Origin of the sequence: Halomarina pelagica (assembly GCF_024228315.1) — an archaeon.
GTDB classification, from domain to species: Archaea; Halobacteriota; Halobacteria; order Halobacteriales; family Haloarculaceae; genus Halomarina; species Halomarina pelagica.
Genome location: NZ_CP100454.1, coordinates 3113301 through 3128714, shown reverse-complemented (window position 1 = coordinate 3128714; position 15414 = coordinate 3113301). Strand labels below are relative to the sequence as shown.

Genomic DNA, 15414 nt, shown 5'->3' with positions numbered 1-15414 from the left:
GACAGGGGAACCGTTTTAGCGGGCGGCCGCCGAGTAGACCCCATGCTCAGTGACGTGATGGAGGACTACCTGAAGACCATCTACGTTCTCCAGCGGGAGACCGGAGAGCGCGTCTCCACCTCCGCCATCGCTGAGCGCGTGGGGGTCACCTCGCCGACGGTGACGAGCATGCTCGACAAACTCGCCGACCGCGGGCTCGTCGAACGCGAGAAGTACAAGGGCGTGACGCTCACCCCGGAGGGCGAGACCGTCGCCATCGAGGTGCTCCGTCACCACCGCCTCATCGAGGCCTACCTCGCGGAGGCGCTCGACTACGACTGGACGGACGTCCACGAGGAGGCCGACCGCCTCGAACACCACATCAGCGAGCGCTTCGAGGCGCGCATCGCCGAGGCGCTCGGCGACCCCACGGTCGATCCGCACGGCGACCCCATCCCCGGCGCGGACCTCGCGCCGCCCGAGGACGCCCCGGGCAACCGCCTCGACGAGTGCGCCGTCGGCGACCGCGTCGTCGTCCGGCGGGTCCGCCACCGAACCGACGAGGAACTGCGCTACCTCGCCGAATCGGGCGTCGAACCCGGCACCGAGATCGAGGTCGTCGAGATCGCCCCCTTCGGGATGGTCACCGTCGAGGGCGATGCCGGCCGCCAGAGCCTCCCCGCGGAGGTCGCCCGCCAGATCCACGTCGCGCCGGTCGCCGTCCCGCAGGAGTGAAACCATTCGTCTCCATCACCGTTCTGTGACCGTATCCCGTAACGTTTAGTCACCGTTGACCGTCGTTCGTCGCGTGCGGATCGAGAACAGCTTCATTCCGGTGGACGGCGTCGGCGAGAAGACGGAGCGCGGGCTGTGGGAGCGGGGGATCACCCACTGGGACGACTTCGAGCGCGACGCGGTCGGCGAGACGACGGCCGACCGCATCGAGGCGTTCATCGAGACGGGTCGCGAGCGCCTCGACGCGGGCGACTCGCGCTTCTTCGACTCGGCCTTCCCGAGCGCGCACCGGTGGCGGCTCTACGAGAACTTCCGCGAGGAGGCGTGCTTCTTCGACATCGAGACGACCGGCCTCTCGCACGCCCGCGACGACGTGACGACAGTGAGCGTCCACCGGGGCGACGAGACGCTCACGCTCGTCGCCGACCCCGACCCGATCGTCGGCCGACCGCTCACCCGCGAGGCGGTCCGGGAGGCGCTCGCCGACGCGCCGCTGCTCGTGACGTTCAACGGCAAGCGCTTCGACGTCCCGTTTCTCGAGACGGCGTTCGACCTGACGCTCGACGCGCCGCACGTCGACCTCATGTACCCCTGCCGTCGGCTCGACCTCACGGGCGGGCTGAAGGCCGTAGAGCGGGCGGTCGGCGTCGAGCGCGACCGCCCGGACCTCTCCGGGCGCGACGCGGTCCGCCTCTGGCGGGAGTACGAACGCGGCGCGAACGACGCGCTCGAGACGCTCGTCTCGTACAACCGCGAGGACGCGATCAACCTCCGGACGCTCATGGAGCACGTCGCGGGGGCGCTCCACGAGCGCGCGTTCGGGAGGGCGGATCGGTAGCTCGGTATCGATGACCCGATCGACGGAAACGGGTGACGCTAGTAGTGCGGCCGCAGCCCCTCGTCCGCCGGCGAGACGTCGACGATGTCGATCGCGCCGACGGTGAGCGCGTCCGGGACGTACTCGTTGGTGGCGGGGAGGTGCGCGCCGGTCGGCTCGAGCCGCGTCGCGACGAGCACCTGCGGCGTCCCGCAGAGGGTGTGTTCCCGCGGGAACACCGGGACCGCGTGGTGCTCACACCGGTGGAAGAGCGTCGCCCAGACGCCGTCGACGCGTTCGACCTCCAGTTGGATCACGTCGCCCGCGCCCATGCAGCACGGCTCGTCGTGGAAGCTACAGGTCGCCCGGTCGGGCCGCTCGTCGCAGCCGACGAACTGGCCCGTCAGGTCCCGACAGAGCGAGTTACGTAGCATCGACTGGCCTCCGAAACGGCGCACCTCGTCGTCGGCTCACATTCTGACACTCCCACTGACGGTAATAAACCCCGTGATCCGGGCTCCGGCCCCGCATGGTTACCGGACGCTCTCGGCCCGCCAGTCGGCGAACGGGCCGAGCAGCGCCGACTCCTCGAAGCGCTCGACGCACGGGACGTCGTACGGGTGCAGTTCGACCACCCGCGCCTCGAGGTCGGGGTAGCGCTCCGCGGTCGTCTTGGCGAGCAGGACGACCTCGTCGTCCTCCACGACGCTCCCCTGCCAGCGATAGGTCGAGGAGCACGGCACGGCGTTGACGCAGGCGGCGAGTTCCTCCTCGACGAGGGCGGTCGCCAGTTCGTCGGCGAACTCCGGCGGCGCGGTGACGTAGGCGGTCGGCATGGGATCACTCGCCGACGGGGTTGTACTGCCCGTTGATGTCCCACTCGTGCAGGCAGTGGGGATCGCCCTCCTCGTCGCGGACGACCCAGTTCTCGACGGCCGCGTCCCAGACGTCGCGGCGGCCGCAGCGCTCGCAGGCGCGCTCGGTCGGCGGAACGATGGATACCATACAGGGGGGATAGCCGCCGAGCCCCATCAATCTCGCGCCACGGATCAGTCCCGCGGACGACGAACGGAGCTATACGGATCCCGCCCGGAGGTGGTACATGGGCTTTCACACGTTCGACGTGGACCGCGCCGACGACCTGGAGGACCCGTCGCGCTACCGGTACCTCTCGGTCGACGAACTGCTCGCCCTGTTCGACCCGGCGACCGACCAGACGGTCGCCGACCTGGGGAGCGGGACGGGCTTCTACACCGACGACGTCGCCCCCTACGTCGGAACGCTCTACGCGGTGGACGTCCAGGCGTCGATGCACGACTACTACCGCGAGAAGGGTGCCCCCGAGAACGTCTCGTTCGTCGTCGCGGACGTGAGCGACCTCCCGTTCGGCGACGGCGAACTCGACGGCGCGTACTCGACGATGACCTTCCACGAGTTCGCGAGCGAGGCGGCGCTCGACGAACTCGCCCGCGTGCTCGCCCCCGACGGACTCCTCGGCGTCGGCGACTGGTCGGCGAACGGCGAGGGGTCCGACGGGCCCCCCACCAGCGAGCGCTTCTCGCTCGCCGAGGCGGTGCGACTCGTCAGGGAGGCCGGGTTCCGCGTCGAGCGGGGTCAGGAGCGCCGGGAGACGTTCGTGCTCCGCGCCCGCTACGACCCCTGACCGCGACGGGGCCGCCGCCGGCGCGATCACCGAAAGGCGGGCTATCGCTATCGTCCCGCCTACAGGAGCGTCGCTTCGAGTTCGATCTCCGGGCCGGCCAGCGCCTTCGAGACCGGGCAGTTCTCCTTCGCGTCCTCCGCGTACTCCGTGAAGGTCCCCTCGTCGATGCCGGGCACCTCGGCCTCTACTTCGAGGACGATGCGCGTGATCTCGGTGCCCTCCAGGTGGACGTGGGCCTGCGTGTGCACTCGTTCCGGCTCGTGGTCGTCCCCGGCGAGCGCGTTCGCGAGCGCCATCGAGTAGCAGCCCGCGTGGGCCGCGGCGATGAGTTCCTCGGGGTTCGTCCCCTCGCCCTCCTCGAACCGGGAGACGTAGCTGTACTCGCCCTCGTAGGCACCGCTGCCGAGCGACATCGTGCCGCTGCCGCCGCGGAGGTCGCCCTCCCACTGCGCTTCGGATGTTCTAACGGGCATAAGCGCCTGGAACGACGGCGGTGATCCTATTAAAGCTACACGCCGAGCGCGTCCGGGGCGGCGGGACGCGTGCCGCGTGCCGCCACGTTCAGCGGCCGAGCGCCTCGCCGAGATCGAACGGCTCGTCGGCCTCGAGGACGTGGACCTCCGCGGAACTCCCCGTCGCCGCCACCTCGCGGACGAAGTCCTGCGGGTCCTGCTCGATCGGCGGGAAGGTGTCGTAGTGCATCGGGAACGCGTGGTCGACGTTCAGCCAGTCGACGGCGATGGCGGCCTGCCACGGTCCCATCGTGAAGTGGTCGCCGATGGGCACCGCCGCGGCGTCCGGTTCGAGGAACGGCCCGATCACGTCGCGCATCTCGGTCATGAGGCCGGTGTCGCCCGCGTGGTAGAACGTCGTGGACTCGCTGTCGGCGACCTGCGTGGGCTTCGTGTCGCTCACGACGAAGCCGGTGGGCATACCGAGGCCGTGCTCGTAGCCCGTGTTTGCGCCGTTGGTGTGGTCAGCGCGGTGCATGGTCACGTAGGCGTCGCCCAGTTCGACGGTGCCGCCGACGTTCATGCCCATCCCGCCGACGGCGTCCGCGAGACCGAACTCGTCCTCGACGTAGGCGGCGAGTTCGGGCGTGGCGACGACGGTCGCGTCGGAAAACTCCCCGGCGTGGCCGATGTGGTCGGCGTGCCCGTGCGTGAGCAGGAGGTAATCCGGGTCGTCCACGTCCGAGGGCGAGAGCGACGTCTTCGGGTTGTCGAAGAAGGGGTCGATCAGCATCGTCGTCCCGTCCACGTCGACGTACCAGGTGGAATGACCGTGCCAGGTTAGCTCCATGACGGACGTAGTATCTCGCGAGAGCCACTTATACTGTTGGTCGTCCGCCGCGAGGTAGGGCCGGGGAATCGGGGTCGGGAGGTCAGGGCCGGGGGACAGAGCGGGGGGCAGGATCGGGAGTCGGGGTTCGGATACCGGAGACGCGGCCCCCGGAAGCCGGAAGTCCGAAGGGTTATCGGGTCTCGGTTGAATGGGAGTGTCATGCGAGTGGTTCGCTTTCGCGACTCGGCAGGGAACGTCCGCCGCGGCGAGTGGACCGGCACCGACGGCGAGGAGATCGTCGCCCGCGAGAACTACGGCGGGCGGCTCACCTTCGGCGACGAGACCTTCGCCGCCGACGACGTCGACATCCTCCCGCCGTGCGAGCCGACGAAGATCGTCTGCATCGGGCTGAACTACGCCGATCACGCGGCGGAGACGAACAGCGAGGTCCCCGAGCGCCCGATGCTGTTCCTCAAGCCGCCCACCACCGTCGCGGCCCACGGCGAGCGCATCACGCTGCCCGCCGGGAAGGAGCGCATCGACCACGAGGCCGAACTGGCCGTCGTCATCGCCGAGCGGTGTCGCAACGTCAAGGCGGAGAACGCGATGGACGTCGTCGCGGGCTTCACCTGCCTCAACGACATCTCCAACCGGGACGACCAGCGGATCGAGCAGAACTGGGTTCGCGGCAAGGCCTTCGACAACGCCGCCCCCATCGGCCCCGTCATCGCCAAGCCCGAGGCCGTCCCCGAGGACGCCCACGTCCGCCTCCGACTCAACGGCGAACTCAGGCAGGACTCCACGCGCGATCAGTTCATCTTCTCCATCCCGGAACTCGTCGAGGAGATCACCCGCTACATGACGCTGCTGCCCGGCGACGTCATCTCCACGGGCACCCCGGCCGGCGTCGGCCCGCTCTCGGACGGCGACACCGTCGAGGTCGAGGTCGAGGGCGTGGGGACGCTCCGAAACGAGATCCACATCCCCTAGGGAGGATCCACATTCCCTAGGGCGACGAGAGGAACCCTTCGATCTCGGACACGACGCGCTCGGGCGCGTCGACGAACGGCGAGTGTCCGCAGTCCTCCAACTCGACGAGGCGCGCGTTCGGGAGGTCCTCGACGGTCTCCGCGGCCATCTCCGCCGTGATGACGAGGTCGCGGTCCCCCCGGAGGACGAGCGTCGGCTGGGTCACGTCGGCCGCCCGGCCCGATCCCTCGCCGTAGTCGTTCTCCCGGTCGCTGACGTTGAAGTGAGCGAGCGCGTAGTCCACGTCCGCGAGGTTGCGCTGGGTGAGCATGTCGTCGACGTAGCGCTCGTACCGCTCGTCGTCGGGGGTCTCGTGCGTGTAGATGAGCGCCTCCCAGATCGCCCTCAGCGCGTCGCGGTCGGCCTCGTCGTAGGCGCGCTGGACCGGCGCGACCTGCACCGGGTCGGCGGCGATCTCCTCGCGCGTCGTGAGGGGCTCGTCGGTCGGCTGCCCGTCCTCGTCCTTGCGGTAGATCGGGTAGCCGCGGGTGCTGACGGGGGCGACCAGGACGATCCGCTCGACGCGGTCGGGGTGGGCGGCGGCGTACTCCATCGCCACCCCGCCGCCGGTCGACCAGCCGAGCAGGTGGAACGTATCGAGGCCGATCGCGTCGACGACGCCCGCCACGTCCGCCGCGAAGTCGGCGAGCGAGTCTATCGGCGTCCCGTAACTCGACGCCCCGAACCCGCGCAGGTCGATCGCGTAGAGCGCGTAGCGCGGGTCCATCCGCTCGAAGAGCACGTCCATGTGGACCGAGGAGGTCATGTTGCCGTGCAGGAGCACGACCGGCACCTCGCCGCCCTCGCGCGCCCTGTAGGCGATCGTCTCGCCGGACGGGACCTCCACGTACCGCGGTTCTGCGTCCATGCGGTCGCGTCGCATCAGGAGGGCGTAAAGATGCGGGAGGCGGTAGTCGGGGGAGATTAGAACGGGAGCCCGCCGGCGAGCGTTCCGGCGACGACGAGCAGGCCGACCGCGACGGCCGACCCGGCCTGGAGGAAGGGCTTCGCGTCGCGGGCGGGCGTCCGGACCTTCTTCGCCCGGAGGCCGCTGCGCATCCGCGCGGCCCCGACCTCGACGAGCGCCGCGAGCGCGAACCAGAGGGCGACCATGGCGAGCACGAGGTGTCCCCGCGGCGTCTCGAGCAGCAGGGGGAGGGTGTAGCCCTGCCCAGCCATGTGGCCGCCGGTGGCGAAGAGGAAGAAGGCGCTCGCCCGCGAGACTGTCGTCAGGCGGCCGGTGAGGTACTCCAGGGGTTCGGGGCGGATCTCGCCGCGCAGCGCCAGCGGGAGGACGCCCGCGGTGACGAAGAGGACGGTGCCGGTCCACAGCCCGGCGAACGACAGGTGGACCACGTAGGCGACTGTGTCGACGAGAGACATGTCCGGATCGATGAACGGCCCGGGGAAGATACTGTCGACTGCACGCCGCTCCGCGAACGACCGTCGGGCGTGCGTGGCACGGACCGACGCCGCTTGAGCACGCTTAAGGCGGCGCGTCCGCAGTCTCCGAGTATGCAACCGCGCGACCTCTCCGCCCACAGCGTCTACCAGGCCGGGCGGGGGAACGAGGAGGTCGCCCGGGAACTCGGGGTGGACCCCGGGGACCTGATCGCGCTCTCCTCGAACGAGAACCCCCTCGGCGCGAGTCCGAAGGCCGTCGCGGCCGTCCGCGAGGCCGCCGACTCGATCAACACCTACCCGAAGGCCTCCCACGCGGACCTGATCGAGAGGCTCGCGGCCCGGTGGGACGTCGCGCCCGCCCAGGTGTGGCTCGCCCCCGGCGGGGACGGCGCGATCGACTACCTCCACCGCGCCCTGCTCGACCCCGGCGACCGCGTCCTCGTGCCCGACCCCGGCTTCGCCTACTACGCCATGAGCGCCCGCTACCACCACGGGACGGCGCGCGCCTACCGAATCCGGAAGGCCGAGGACTTCGCGCAGACGGCGGGGACGATACTCGACGCCTACGACGGCGAGCGGATCGTCTACCTCACCAGCCCGCACAGCCCCCTCGGAACCGAGATCTCGATCGGCGGGGTCGCGGAGATCGCCGACGGGACCGACGAGGAGACGCTGGTCGTCGTCGACGAGGCCTACGGCGAGTTCACGGACGCCCCGAGCAAGGTCGACCTCGTCCGCGAACGCGACGACGTGGCCGTCCTCCGCACGTTCTCGAAGGCCTACGGCCTCGCGGGGCTCCGGCTCGGCTACCTGCTCGCGCCCGGGGCGTGGGCGGACGCCTACGCCCGCGTGAACACGCCCTTCGGGGTGAACAAGCTCGCCTGTCGCGCCGGGCTGGCGGCGCTCGACGACGACGACCACGTGGAGCGCAGCGTCGAGGCCGTCCGCTGGGCGCGCGAGTACATGTACGAGCACCTGGACGCCCCGACGTGGGAGAGCGCGGGCAACTTCGTGCTCGCGGACGTCGGCGAGGGGGTCGAGGGAGTCGAGGTCGGTGAGCGCGACGAAGACGGCGCGGGGGACGAGGACGGCGAGCCGCGGCGTCGCTCGACGGCGGGCGGGACGGACGCCTCCCCGGCGGCGGCCGTCGCCGACGCCTGCCAGCGCGAGGGCGTCATCGTCCGCGACTGCTCGAGCTTCGGGCTGCCCGGGTGCATCCGGATCACCTGCGGGACGCGAGAGGAGACCGAACGCGCCGTCGAGGTCGTGAACCGCGTCGTATGAGAGTCGCAGTCACCGGCACCCCCGGAACGGGAAAGACGACCGCGACGGACCTCGTGTCGTCGCCGCTCGACGTGCTCCACCTCAACGACGCGATCCGGGAGGAGGGGTTCCACGCCGGCGAGGACCCCGACAGGGGGAGCCTCTACGCCGACCTCGACGCGCTCGCGGCGTGGGTCGACGAGCGCGCGAACGAGCGAGGGGCGGGCGGCCCCCTGCTCGAATCGCACCTCGCCCACCGCCTCGACGCGGACCGCGTGGTCGTGCTGCGCTGTCGCCCCGCGGAGGTGGAGCGACGGCTGACCGAGCGGGGCGAGCCGCCGGCGAAGGCCCGCGAGAACGCGGAGGCGGAGGCGCTCGACGTGATCCTCGCGGAGGCGGTCGAGCACCACGGCGCGGACGCGGTGTACGAGATCGACACGACCGACCTGCCGCCCGAGGCGGTCGCCCGCGAGATCGAGGCCGTCGTCGCGGGCGAGCGCGAACCGAGCGCCGGCGAGGTCGACTTCACCGACTACCTATGACGCTCGATCAGCTCAGACCCGTGGCGAACCGCGCGCTCGACCCCTTCGTGAACGTCTCCGAGCGGCTGGGCCTGACGCCGAACGCGGTGAGCGTCGTGGCGATGGGGCTGGCGATCGCCGCGGGCGCGGCGTTCGCGTTCGCGGGCGACGCGCCGCTGCTCTACCTGATCGGGGCGGTACTCGTCTTCCTCAACGGGTGGCTCGATCTGCTCGACGGGGCGCTCGCGCGTCGACTGGGGACCGCCTCGCCCGCCGGCGACCTCCTCGATCACGTGCTCGACCGCTACGCGGACATCGTGATGCTCGTCGGCCTCGCCGCCGGCGTCGGGCGGTGGGCGATCGGCCTCGCGGCGGTGACGGGCGTGCTGATGACCTCCTACCTCGGCACGCAGGCGCAGGCCGTCGGCCTCGACCGCGTCTACGGCGGGCTCGTCGGGCGGGCCGACCGCCTCGCGCTCATCGGCCTGGCGGGCGTACTCGCGGCGTTCGTCACCGGCACGCTGTCGGGGCTGACCGTCGTCGGGTGGCTGCTCGCCTTCTTCGCCGTCGTCGGGCACGTCACCGCCCTACAGCGGTTCTACTACTCGATGCGCGCGCTGGACTGAGCGGTCGGGGCGCACGATTTATACGGTGGCGTGGCAAAGACCCCCCATGGCTCAGTGTGAGATGTGCGGAGCGGAGACTTCGTCGCCGAAGACGGTCAAGATCGAGGGGGCGGAGATCGACGTCTGCTCGGACTGCGCGCAGTTCGGGACCGAGGTCCGCACCCAGTCGTCCGGGAGCGCCTCCACCAAGTACTCCACGGGGTCCTCGGGATCGGGCGGGTCCGGGTCCGGGTCGGGATCGTCCGGGTCCTCCGGCGGGACGCGCCGCCGTCGGCGCGACATGTTCGACCAGATGGAGGAGATCGCCCAGGACTACGACGCGCGCATCCGGGGGGCCCGCGAGGCGTCGGGGCTGACGCAGGAGGAACTCGCGAAGCAGCTCAACGAGAAGGCGAGCCTCGTCCGCAAGCTCGAACGCGGGGACATGCTCCCGAGCGACGACATCCGGCGCAAGCTCGAACGGAAGCTCGACATCTCGCTCACGGAAGGCCCCACCGACGACGACACCGAGTGGGAGGGCGGTGCCTCGACGGGATCCTACACCCTCGGCGACGTGGTCAAGCGAAAGGACTGAGACGCGGGCGCTCTCCTTCAGATCTCGAAGTGCGGGTTCCACGCCACCTCCCAGCGGTAGCCGTCCGGGTCGGCGAAGTAGCCCGCGTAACCGCCCCAGTCGGTCTCCCGCGGCGACTTCACGACCTCGGCACCCGCCGTCTCGGCCTCCTCGACGACCGCGTCCACGTCCGCCCGCGACGCGACGTTGTGCGCGAGCGTGATCCCCCCGAACCCGCCGCCCCCGGTCGGGACCGCCGCGTTCGCGTCAGCCGCGAGTAGTTCGACCGGATAGAGCGCCAACCACGCCCCCTCGGTGGTGAAGAACGCGACGTCCGCCTCCGTTCGCTCTCGCATCGGGAGGCCGAGTCCGTCGCGGTAGAACTCGATCGAGCGGTCCAGGTCGGAGACGCCGAGCGTCACGAGGCTGACGTGGGGATCCATGCGGCCCGGACGCCGGACGACGGCAAAGCGGTGCCGGCGACGGGAAGGAGTAGCTATTTCCCGCCTGCCGAACCGATTCCGGGTATGTTCGTCCTCGTCAACCTCAAGGCGTACCCCTGCGACCCGGTCGCGGTCGCCGCCGCCGCCGCGACCGTCGCCGACGACACGGACGCGAGAATCGCCGTCGCCCCGCAGGCGGCCCACCTCTCCGCGGTCGCCGAGACCGGCGTCGAGACGTGGGCCCAGCACGTAGACGGCGTCGAGCACGGCAGCCACACCGGGAGCACGCTCGCCGAGGCGGTCGCCGACGCGGGCGCGGTCGGGACGCTGATCAACCATTCGGAGCGACGGCTTCGGCTCGCGGCCGTCGACGCGGGCCTGCGCGCCGCGGAGCGCGCCGGGCTGGAGACGGTCGCCTGCGCGAACAACCCCCGACAGGTCGGCGCGGCGACCGCCCTCGGCCCGGACGCGGTCGCCGTCGAGCCGCCGGAACTCATCGGCACGGGCACGCCGGTGAGTCAGGCCGACCCCGACGTCGTCGAGGACGCCGTCGCGGCCGCCGCGGCGGTCGACGAGTCGGTGCCGGTGCTCTGCGGCGCGGGCATCTCGACCGGCGAGGACCTCGCCGCCGCCCGGGAACTGGGGAGCGAGGGCGTCCTCCTCGCCAGCGGCGTCGCGAAGGCCGACGACCCCGAGGCCGCCCTGCGCGATCTCGTCTCCGGTATCTGACTGGAGGACGCCGGTGACTCCGCGACGTGGCGTAATCCCGACGCGCCCCGCGCCTCGCGGACGTGCGCACCCTTTTGGTCCGCGGGAACCAACCCCACGAACGTCATGGCACAGCGAGAGGTACGACAGGAACTGACGGTCGACGAGTTCACGCTGGGGCTGGTCGGCCCCGATCAGGAGTGGGCGGGGACGGTCGCGGACGGCGGGACGGTGCGGACGCACACGCCGCCGGGGTGCTGGGGGCCGATGATAACGCCCTCGTTCCGCGGCGGCCACGAGGTGACCCGACCGATCGCCGTCGAGGGCGCGGAGGTAGGCGACGCCATCGCCGTCCGCATCAGGGACGTGGAGGTGACGAGCGTCGCCACGAGCACGGGCAGCATGGCCGAGCGCGAGGGGGCGTTCGGCGACGACCCGTTCGTGGACCACCGCTGTCCGGAGTGCGGCGCGGCGTGGCCGGAGACGGTCGTCGAGGGGGCCGGCGAGGAGTCGATCAGGTGCGCCGAGTGCGGCGCGAACGCCTCCTCGTTCGGCTTCGAGTACGGCTACACCGTCGTCTTCGACGACGACCGCACGATCGGGCTCACCGTCGGCCCCGAAGGGGCGGACGCGCTCGCGGAGGACGCCGAGGAGCTGATGGCGCTCCCGGAGAACTCCCGCCAGCATCCCATCCTCCTCTACAAGCCCGCGGAGATGCCCGGCGCGATCGGCCACCTCCGTCCCTTCGTCGGGAACATCGGGACGACGCCGCCGGTCGAACTCCCCGACTCGCACAACGCGGGCGACTTCGGGCAGTTCCTCGTCGGCGCGGAGCACGACTGGGGACTCGCGGACGAGTCCGAACTCGCGAACCGGACCGACGGCCACATGGACTCGAACGAGGTCCGCGCCGGTGCGGTGCTGATCTGCCCGGTGAAGGTCGACGGCGGCGGCCTCTACGTCGGCGACCTCCACGCAAACCAGGGCGACGGCGAACTCTCCCTGCACACGACCGACGTGAGCGGGTGGACCGAACTGGAGGTCGAGGTGATAAAGGGCCTCGACGTCGACGGCCCGCTCCTCCTGCCGAACGTCGAGGACCTGCCCCACATCGCCAGGCCGATCGACGCCGACGAGCGCGAGCGGGGCGAGGCGCTGGCCGAGGAGTACGGCGTCGACCTCGACGACCTCGGGCCGATCCAGGTGATCGGCAGCGGCGCGACGATCAACGACGCGACGGACAACGCCTTCGAGCGCGCGAGCGACCTCCTCGACATGAGCGTCGGCGAGGTTCGGGGGCGCTGTACCTTCACCGGCGGCGTCGAGATCGCCCGCCTGCCGGGGGTCGTGCAACTGACCCTGCTCGCGCCGATGGACGTGCTCGAGGAGCGCGGCCTCGCCGACCTCGTGCGCGAACAGTACGACCTCTAGATCCCTACCCCCCGCGCATCGCCGGGTAGACGGTGAGCGACTCGTCGGCCGCCAGCGCGTCGTCAGGATCGACGCGCTCGCCGTCGCGCGTCAGCCGGACGCTCGGGCGGAGGTCGCCCGCCCCGTCGAACAACTGGTCCCGGGCGCGGGGGTAGCGATCGACGAGCGCGCAGAGCGCGTCGCGGGCGGTCCCGCCCCCGAACTCGACCTCGACGGTCTTCGCGCCGGTCACGCCCCGGAGGGGGCCGAACAGCGTCAGTTCCATGACCGCGTCTCGTCCGGCGGCGGGAAAAACCGCTCCATCCGAACTCCTGCCCGACTCTACCGCGCCGAACACCGAGTCTTTAATCGCTCGACGTAGTACGTCTCCGTCATGGGGAACCCGATCGAGGCGATACTGTTCGACCTCGACGACACGCTCTGTACGTATCGCCGTTCCGGGCAGGAGATCCTCTCGCTGGCGTTCGAGGCGATCGGTCGCGACCCGTTCTTCACCGCCGAGGACTACTACGAGATCTTCGACGACTTCGTCGCCGAGAGCGACAGCGGGCTCGAAAACCGTCGGCGATGTTTCGCCGCGCTCGCGGAACGAGCGGGATACAGTCAGAGCGTCGGTCGGGAGGTCGCGGCCGCCTACGCCGAGGAACGCGATCAGACGAACGTGCGGTGGTTGCCCGGAGCGAAGGAGGCACTCGACGTACTCTCACCGGACTATTCACTCGCGCTCGTCACCAACGGACCGCCGGAGTGGCAGAGCCAGAAGATCGAGGCGCTGGGCATCGCAGACCGCTTCGAGACGATCGTCTACGCCGGATACGACACCGCTCCAAAGCCGGACCCGGAACCGTTTCGCGCCGCGCTCGATCGGCTGGGTACGGAACCGGACCGAGCGGTCACGGTCGGAAACTCGCTCGGGAGCGACGTCACCGGAGCACACAACGCCGGCGTGCGCTCGATATGGCTGGACGCGGACGGGATCGACGATCCGGAACCGTCCCCGCATCGTCGGATCGAGACGATGAGCGATCTGCTCGACGGCTCCCGATCCCTGTTCACGATCGCGGAAGGCTGAACGTTTCGCCGACAGTACGTCCGTCCGTCATGGTCTGGCGAAGGGTCGGACTCGAGGTTCTCGGTGTCGAGTCCGCGGGACCGTTGGACCATTCGGAGTCGTCGAGAGAGGAGTCCACCGGCGCATCCGAGACTTACTCCGCCGGCCAGGGACCGCCCACGAGGTACCGCTCGATCCGCTCGACCCGCTCGTCCAACTGTTCGGGGGACAGCCGGTGGTCGAACTCGCGCGCGACGAGGTCGGGGAGGACGTAGACGTACTCGCCGCGTCCCGCGTGCTCGATGAACCCCACCTCCCTGAGTTCGCCGTTGCGGCTGTAGGCGACGGTCCGATCGCCGGAGCCGCCCGCGGCGACGTGGGCGTCGAGGGGCGACAGCGGACCGCGCTCGCGGTAGCGCGCGAGCATCGAGCGGGTCGTCGGGTCCATCGATTCGAGGCGTTCGCGCAGTCGCTCGACGACCGATCGGTCGCGGACACGCGCGCCCGAGGCGTCGTCCGCGCCGCCGCTCCGGCCGTTCACGTCACCCGTGCCGTTCCGATGGCCGTCACCGCCTCCGTCTCCGTCACCCCCTCCGCTTCCCGCCGACTGCTCCGGCCAGGGGGCGAGGTCGGTCGCGCTGGTCCCGCCGCTCGCGTCCGATCGCCCGTCGCGGCTCCCCTCGTCGCCTCCGGCGCTCACGCCGTTCGCGGCGGCGCGTCCGTTCCGGTACTCGACGCCGGGATGCTCCTCGAGCGTGGACTGCTCGGATTCGATGCGCATACGTGACCGTCCGGGGTGATCGAACAGCGCGGCGGCGAACTGGTCCGCCATCCGCGAGAGGTCGCGGGCGTCGGCGAGATCCTGCTCTAGCATCCTGATGCGCTCTTCCTTCTCGAGGAGTTCCTGCTCCAGTTCCTCGATGCGGTCCTCGCGGCGGTCCTGCTCCTCGGTGATGCTCTCCAGTTCCCCCACGAGGTCGGCGCTCACGGACTTGAGGTCGGGGCGCTCGAAGTCGTCGAGCCCGGGCGTCGCGCCCGCGTCGAAGGTCCGCTTGCGCTGGAACTGCACGCGCCGGGTCTGCTCGGACCAGTCGGTCACGAGAAAGCCCTCGCCGTCGCCGAGGTCCTCCACGGCCGCCGAGTACTCGCTGCCGAGGACGCGCTTTACCACCTTCGTGTCGTTGCGCCAGGTGAGGCGGTGCCAGACGAGCCAGTCGCACTGCGTGATGAAGTCCTTCTTCACGTCGGCCGGGCGCTGGCTGATGCCCGTGATGCCGAGCCCGTGCTTGCGCCCGCGCTTACCGATCTTGATGAGCATGCGCCCGCACTCGTCCAGACCGCCGCCCTCGGGGATCCACTCGTGGACCTCCTCGACGATGAGCAGGAACGGCTTCTTCAGCTTCTTCTCCTTGGCGAACAGCTGCTTCGCGACCTCCGTCAGCAGCGCCGCCGCCTCGCGCTCGTCGAGGAACGACGAGACGTCGAGGATGATGGGGATGTTGTTGCGCAGCGCGAGGTCGGCGATCTTCTCGGCGTGCTCCGCGCCGACCTGGATGTCGCACTCCTCGTCCGCGCCGACGTGCAGGATCTCGTACTTCTCCTTCAGCCCGTAGTACTCGCCGTCGATGTCGACGATGAGGAGCGAGAACTGCCGATCGAGCAGTTTCTCGATGACGACGCTCGCGGTGTTCGACTTCCCCGACCCGGACTTTCCCGTGACGAACCCGCGGCCGGTGAGCACCTCTACCGCCGGCATCTCCACCGTGGTGCCGGGATCGCCGGCGCTCCCCGCGCCATCGCTCACTTCGGCGACGGTGATCGTCTCGGTCTCGCTCATGTTCGTGCGTTCGCGCGAGGCGGTATAACCGTCCGTCAGACGCGCGGCGGACGCCGTGGGTTCGACGGCC

At 70.5% G+C, this 15414-nt stretch carries 21 protein-coding genes; 11 read left to right on the top strand and 10 right to left on the bottom strand.

Annotated features, from left to right (window positions below):
• The first annotated feature begins 42 nt into the window (after nt 1–42).
• Both NKI68_RS16280 and NKI68_RS16275 read left to right on the top strand, forming a co-directional pair.
• Nucleotides 43–714 carry a metal-dependent transcriptional regulator gene (locus tag NKI68_RS16280; RefSeq protein WP_254544173.1) on the top strand — a complete coding sequence of 224 codons (672 nt, stop codon included), beginning with the start codon at nt 43–45 and terminating at the stop codon, nt 712–714.
• 73 nt (nt 715–787) lie between these two features.
• Nucleotides 788–1552 (top strand): ribonuclease H-like domain-containing protein, encoded by a 765-nt coding sequence (locus NKI68_RS16275; RefSeq protein ID WP_254544172.1) that lies wholly within the window; start codon nt 788–790, stop codon nt 1550–1552.
• Nucleotides 1553–1590: 38 nt separating this feature from the next.
• Here the strand turns inward: NKI68_RS16275 and NKI68_RS16270 are convergent, their stop codons facing one another.
• From NKI68_RS16270 to NKI68_RS16260, 3 genes are all read right to left on the bottom strand, one after another.
• On the bottom strand, nt 1591–1965 hold the full coding sequence (locus NKI68_RS16270; RefSeq protein WP_254544171.1) for a hypothetical protein: 375 nt from the start codon (nt 1963–1965) through the stop codon (nt 1591–1593).
• A 99-nt stretch (nt 1966–2064) separates the two neighbouring features.
• Nucleotides 2065–2367: a divalent-cation tolerance protein CutA gene (cutA, locus tag NKI68_RS16265; RefSeq protein WP_254544170.1), complete on the bottom strand. Its 303-nt coding sequence runs from the start codon at nt 2365–2367 to the stop codon at nt 2065–2067.
• 4 nt (nt 2368–2371) lie between these two features.
• Nucleotides 2372–2536, bottom strand: coding sequence for an HEWD family protein (locus tag NKI68_RS16260; protein ID WP_254544169.1), 165 nt, complete (start codon nt 2534–2536; stop codon nt 2372–2374).
• A 97-nt stretch (nt 2537–2633) separates the two neighbouring features.
• On the opposite strand from NKI68_RS16260, the gene NKI68_RS16255 reads away from it, so the two are divergent.
• Nucleotides 2634–3194 carry a class I SAM-dependent methyltransferase gene (locus NKI68_RS16255; RefSeq protein WP_254544168.1) on the top strand — a complete coding sequence of 187 codons (561 nt, stop codon included), beginning with the start codon at nt 2634–2636 and terminating at the stop codon, nt 3192–3194.
• A gap of 59 nt (nt 3195–3253) precedes the next feature.
• Here the strand turns inward: NKI68_RS16255 and NKI68_RS16250 are convergent, their stop codons facing one another.
• Nucleotides 3254–3667 carry an OsmC family protein gene (locus NKI68_RS16250; RefSeq protein ID WP_254544167.1) on the bottom strand — a complete coding sequence of 138 codons (414 nt, stop codon included), beginning with the start codon at nt 3665–3667 and terminating at the stop codon, nt 3254–3256.
• An 88-nt stretch (nt 3668–3755) separates the two neighbouring features.
• The gene (locus NKI68_RS16245; protein ID WP_254544166.1) at nt 3756–4496 is read right to left on the bottom strand and encodes a metal-dependent hydrolase; all 741 of its coding nucleotides are present in this window, start codon (nt 4494–4496) and stop codon (nt 3756–3758) included.
• Between the two features lie 201 nt (nt 4497–4697).
• Between NKI68_RS16245 and NKI68_RS16240 the strand changes: the two genes are divergently transcribed.
• Nucleotides 4698–5468 (top strand): fumarylacetoacetate hydrolase family protein, encoded by a 771-nt coding sequence (locus tag NKI68_RS16240; RefSeq protein ID WP_254544165.1) that lies wholly within the window; start codon nt 4698–4700, stop codon nt 5466–5468.
• 16 nt (nt 5469–5484) lie between these two features.
• Here NKI68_RS16240 and phaZ read toward each other — a convergent pair whose 3' ends face one another.
• Nucleotides 5485–6375 (bottom strand): intracellular short-chain-length polyhydroxyalkanoate depolymerase, encoded by an 891-nt coding sequence (gene phaZ, locus NKI68_RS16235; RefSeq protein WP_254544164.1) that lies wholly within the window; start codon nt 6373–6375, stop codon nt 5485–5487.
• A gap of 56 nt (nt 6376–6431) precedes the next feature.
• Nucleotides 6432–6890 (bottom strand): CopD family protein, encoded by a 459-nt coding sequence (locus tag NKI68_RS16230; protein ID WP_254544163.1) that lies wholly within the window; start codon nt 6888–6890, stop codon nt 6432–6434.
• A gap of 132 nt (nt 6891–7022) precedes the next feature.
• Between NKI68_RS16230 and hisC the strand changes: the two genes are divergently transcribed.
• The 4 genes from hisC to NKI68_RS16210 are packed head-to-tail and all read left to right on the top strand — an operon-like array spanning nt 7023 to nt 9895.
• The gene (gene hisC / locus NKI68_RS16225; RefSeq protein ID WP_254544162.1) at nt 7023–8195 is read left to right on the top strand and encodes a histidinol-phosphate transaminase; all 1173 of its coding nucleotides are present in this window, start codon (nt 7023–7025) and stop codon (nt 8193–8195) included.
• Nucleotides 8192–8716, top strand: a complete 525-nt coding sequence (locus NKI68_RS16220; protein WP_254544161.1) for an adenylate kinase family protein — start codon at nt 8192–8194, stop codon at nt 8714–8716. The genes hisC and NKI68_RS16220 overlap by 4 nt, the downstream gene beginning before the upstream one ends.
• The gene (locus NKI68_RS16215; protein ID WP_254544160.1) at nt 8713–9321 is read left to right on the top strand and encodes a CDP-alcohol phosphatidyltransferase family protein; all 609 of its coding nucleotides are present in this window, start codon (nt 8713–8715) and stop codon (nt 9319–9321) included. The genes NKI68_RS16220 and NKI68_RS16215 overlap by 4 nt, the downstream gene beginning before the upstream one ends.
• Before the next feature lie 46 nt (nt 9322–9367).
• The gene (locus tag NKI68_RS16210) at nt 9368–9895 is read left to right on the top strand and encodes a multiprotein bridging factor aMBF1 (RefSeq protein WP_254544159.1); all 528 of its coding nucleotides are present in this window, start codon (nt 9368–9370) and stop codon (nt 9893–9895) included.
• A gap of 17 nt (nt 9896–9912) precedes the next feature.
• On the opposite strand, the gene NKI68_RS16205 is transcribed toward NKI68_RS16210, so the two are convergent.
• Nucleotides 9913–10317 carry a VOC family protein gene (locus NKI68_RS16205; protein WP_254544158.1) on the bottom strand — a complete coding sequence of 135 codons (405 nt, stop codon included), beginning with the start codon at nt 10315–10317 and terminating at the stop codon, nt 9913–9915.
• 84 nt (nt 10318–10401) lie between these two features.
• Between NKI68_RS16205 and tpiA the strand changes: the two genes are divergently transcribed.
• The gene (gene tpiA / locus NKI68_RS16200; RefSeq protein WP_254544157.1) at nt 10402–11046 is read left to right on the top strand and encodes a triose-phosphate isomerase; all 645 of its coding nucleotides are present in this window, start codon (nt 10402–10404) and stop codon (nt 11044–11046) included.
• 105 nt (nt 11047–11151) lie between these two features.
• Nucleotides 11152–12456, top strand: coding sequence for an acetamidase/formamidase family protein (locus NKI68_RS16195; RefSeq protein WP_254544156.1), 1305 nt, complete (start codon nt 11152–11154; stop codon nt 12454–12456).
• A gap of 4 nt (nt 12457–12460) precedes the next feature.
• Here the strand turns inward: NKI68_RS16195 and NKI68_RS16190 are convergent, their stop codons facing one another.
• Nucleotides 12461–12721, bottom strand: a complete 261-nt coding sequence (locus NKI68_RS16190) for a ubiquitin-like small modifier protein 1 (RefSeq protein WP_254544155.1) — start codon at nt 12719–12721, stop codon at nt 12461–12463.
• 108 nt (nt 12722–12829) lie between these two features.
• Between NKI68_RS16190 and NKI68_RS16185 the strand changes: the two genes are divergently transcribed.
• On the top strand, nt 12830–13528 hold the full coding sequence (locus tag NKI68_RS16185; protein ID WP_254544154.1) for an HAD family hydrolase: 699 nt from the start codon (nt 12830–12832) through the stop codon (nt 13526–13528).
• A 133-nt stretch (nt 13529–13661) separates the two neighbouring features.
• Here NKI68_RS16185 and NKI68_RS16180 read toward each other — a convergent pair whose 3' ends face one another.
• Complete coding sequence (locus tag NKI68_RS16180) at nt 13662–15344, bottom strand: ATP-binding protein (RefSeq protein WP_254544153.1); 1683 nt, start codon at nt 15342–15344, stop codon at nt 13662–13664.
• Nucleotides 15345–15414 lie beyond the last annotated feature (70 nt).